The sequence below is a fragment of the Mucilaginibacter sp. genome (assembly GCF_036383575.1).
Taxonomy (GTDB): Bacteria; Bacteroidota; Bacteroidia; order Sphingobacteriales; family Sphingobacteriaceae; genus Mucilaginibacter.
In genome coordinates, this window is record NZ_DASVOB010000629.1 from 1 (window position 1) to 3,606 (window position 3,606).

Below are 3,606 nucleotides of genomic sequence, written 5' to 3' on the forward strand. Positions count from 1 at the left end.
TTTTTTATGGCATTATGAACGTCATCTTTGGAGGCTGATACGCCACGCTGATCATATCTTTGCGAAGAAATCATGGGCAAATATAAGGCAATTAGGCTTAATTTTACGAATTGGCGTTCTTGTAAACCGGAAAATTCCGTCTGTGCGGAAAGACAGTATCTTGCTGATTAAAGTTTTGCTTTTAAACGACGGATAGGAGGCACCTATCGGAGCCTTGAAATTTTTATCTGATTTTGGCTACAAACACGATACTCCTACGGAGTGTTACTCTCGCTTTTTGCACTCCATAGGAGTATCGTGTTTATAGGTAAAACAGACAAAGAAGTGGCTCCGTAGGTGCCTCCTGTCTAACCGAAATTTTTCTACCCCTATTTGATCTACCCAATACAGATAACCCAAAATTCCGTTACTTTGCAAAACAGACTGATATAGTTAGTTTGTATTTACCCGATCTTTAAAACAATTCGCGCCGAAAACCCTTCAGCAGCCGGATTTAGTATGTACTGCTTATGTTAAAAACACTTTCCTATAAAATAAACCGCTGGCGCCTGAAGCGTAACAGCCAGCGTAACTTTTTAATTTATTGCAGTGTTTTTGTAGGCTTTGCCGGGGGATTAGCCGCCGTAGCACTCAAATTCCTCGTGCATTTGATGGAAGAGCTGAGCCGAAACATATCGTCGCACCTCTATTATCACATCGCCTACGTGTTTTTGCCGGCGCTGGGCATTTTACTTACTGTGGTATATCAGCATTTAATAAACCGTGATAAAATTGAGAAGGGGATAGGTAATATTCTCGTCAATATAAAAAAGAACCGCTCCAATATTAAGGTCAATAACATTTATTCGCACCTCATCACAAGCTCCTTAACTGTAGGTTTCGGTGGTTCGGCGGGGCTGGAGGCCCCTATTGTTTGTACCGGTACCGCCATAGGTTCAAACCTTGGCAAGTTTTTTAAACTTACCCCGTATGAAAAAACTGTGCTGCTGGCAGCAGGGGCATCGGCAGGGATAGCGGCAGTATTTAACAGTCCGATAGCTGGAGTGCTTTTTTCGCTGGAGATCCTGATCGGGGAGATCACCATCCCAACATTTATACCTTTACTAATAGCCTCGGCCACTGGTGTTGTAGTTTCAAAGGCATTGTATTCAGGTCAGTTGTTTCACCTGGTTACGGAGGGATGGGTGATGAACGCTTTGCCTTTTTATGTACTGCTTGGCATATTAAGCGGATGGATGGCTATTTACATAGCCAAAGTAGGGGGTAAGCTTGAAAGCGGCATATTCAAAAAGCAAAACCGTTATGTGCGGGCCATTAGCGGCGGCGTAATATTAGGATTGATCATCGCCGTGTTTCCCCAGTTATTTGGTGAAGGATATCATTATCTCACCGAGATACTGAACGGTAATATCAATGTATTAAAAGAAGAAAGCTTTTTTGCCGATTGGCTTTCCGAACCGCTTGTGATGCTTTTATTTATTGCAGCATTGGTATTTTCGAAGATCATTGCCGCCGGTATTACAATTGGTGCCGGTGGTAATGGCGGTACATTTGCACCTACAGTGTTTACCGGTGCTTTCCTGGGGTTGTTTGTGGCCTTCGGCGTTAACCAAACCGGGTTAATACATTTAAATACCGTTAATTTTATTGCAGTGGGTATGGCGGGTGCCCTGGCCGGCGTATTGCATGCACCACTAACGGCTATATTCCTGATAGCCGAAATTACCGGCGGTTATGTGTTATTTATTCCGCTAATGATCGTATCGGCTATATCTTATATTATATCGCGCTATTCATCTCCTCACAACATGTATTGGAGCCACCTGATCCACGAAAAAGATATTCACCCGGGGCAGGATTACGGTATGCTTAACAGTATTACGCTTGATAGTATCATTAACCGTAAATATACCGCTGTTGATAAGTTGATGACAGTAAATGACTTTTATAAAGTACTGGCCAAAACCGATACCAATATTTTTCCTGTGCTTAAGGAAGATGGCCGGTTAGAGGGGGTGGTACTGATAGACGACATCCGCCGCCGTTTGTTTAACAGTGAGATTGCCGATAGCCTGATCGCAGACATTATGATTGTGCCTCCAACCATAATTGATTATGAGCAACCGGCCAGCAGCGTAATGGAAACATTTGATGCTATTGATGTTTGGCAATTGCCCGTAACAAATGATGAGATATTTATTGGTTTTATATCTAAATCGGCATTGCTAAGTAAATATCGTGCTGTGATCATTGAACAGCATAAGGCGAGTGATTTGTTTGCATAGACACGAATATTGCGAATTAGATCGAATTGTCACGAATGCTTTGCCCCTGAAAAAATTAAATGGCGGAGACGCAACAGGGGGCTAAGGAAAACGAATCGTTACAAAATTTATCGAACTATAATTAGTGTAATTCGATAAAATTAGAGACAATTCGCATCAATAATAAAAAACGAATTGCCACAAAATTTATCGAACTATAATTAGTGTAATTCGATGTAATTCGTGGCAATTCGTGTGGATATAAAATTCGTGCTTATTTAATGAACAACAGTTCCCTGAACTTAGGTAATGGCCATAAGCTGTCATCAACCAACTGCTCCAGTTTATCAACATGGTAGCGGATAGGCTGGAAGAATGATTTTACCTTTTCATCATAATCAATAGCGCGCTGGCGGATATCCTCAATAACGTTTGCTTTTTTGCGCTCGTTAACCATTTGCTCGGTATTGGTTTTAATGAAGTTCACATGCTCCGAGATCCTGTTGATGATGTCAAGCTGTGAAGCATAAGTTGATTTATCCAGACCAATGTCTTTTAAGCCTTTAACGTTCTCGATCAGCTTGCTTTGATACGCGATTGCCGAAGGAATGATCACGTTCATTACCAGTTCGCCAATTACGCGGGCTTCTATCTGTAGTTTTTTATAGAAGGCATCCAGCAGGATCTCGTGGCGTGCATGTGCTTCGCGCACGGTGAATACACCGGTTTCGGCAAAAAGATGCTCTGATTTATCGCTTAGTAAGGCGTCAAGTGCTTTCGGCGTGGTTTTAATGTTTGACAAACCTCTTGTAGCTGCTTCTTTTTCCCATTCTTCGCTGTAACCATTACCCTCAAAGCGGATGCTTTTTGATTCTTTGATGTACTTTTTGATCACCATTAATAAGGCAAGGTCTTTTTTCTCACCTTTTTTCATCAGTTTATCTACATCATACTTGAATTTCTTAAGCTGATCGGCAACGATGAGGTTAAGAATGGTCATCGGGCTGGCCGAGTTGGCTGATGAACCCACAGCACGCAGCTCGAACTTGTTGCCGGTAAAGGCGAAAGGTGAGGTACGGTTACGGTCGGTATTATCAGGCAGGATCTGTGGGATCTTAGGGATGCCCTGCCATAACAGGTTTTCTTCCTTGATCTTTTTGCTGATGCGTGATGTTTCTATCTCGTCAAGCACATCATTAAGCTGGCTGCCCAGGAATATAGATATAATGGCCGGAGGGGCTTCATTGGCGCCTAAACGGTGGTCGTTATTAACTGATGCGATGGATGCCCTTAACAGGTCGGCATGTTCATGAACCGCTTTTATGGTATTCACAAAAAAGGT

At 42.5% G+C, this 3,606-nt stretch carries 1 protein-coding gene and 1 pseudogene; one reads left to right on the plus strand and one right to left on the minus strand.

Annotated features, from left to right (window positions below):
• The first annotated feature begins 509 nt into the window (after positions 1 to 509).
• Positions 510 to 2,285, plus strand: a complete 1,776-nt coding sequence (locus tag VF500_RS22320; protein ID WP_330861793.1) for a chloride channel protein — start codon at positions 510 to 512, stop codon at positions 2,283 to 2,285.
• A gap of 253 nt (positions 2,286 to 2,538) precedes the next feature.
• Here VF500_RS22320 and VF500_RS22325 read toward each other — a convergent pair.
• Positions 2,539 to 3,606: pseudogene (locus VF500_RS22325) on the minus strand (glutamine synthetase type III); the annotation flags it as partial.

What these genes read in the sequence shown, in the direction of transcription:
- VF500_RS22320 (WP_330861793.1), top strand. Translation starts at nt 510, where the DNA reads ATGTTAAAAACACTTTCCTATAAAATAAACCGCTGGCGCCTGAAGCGT.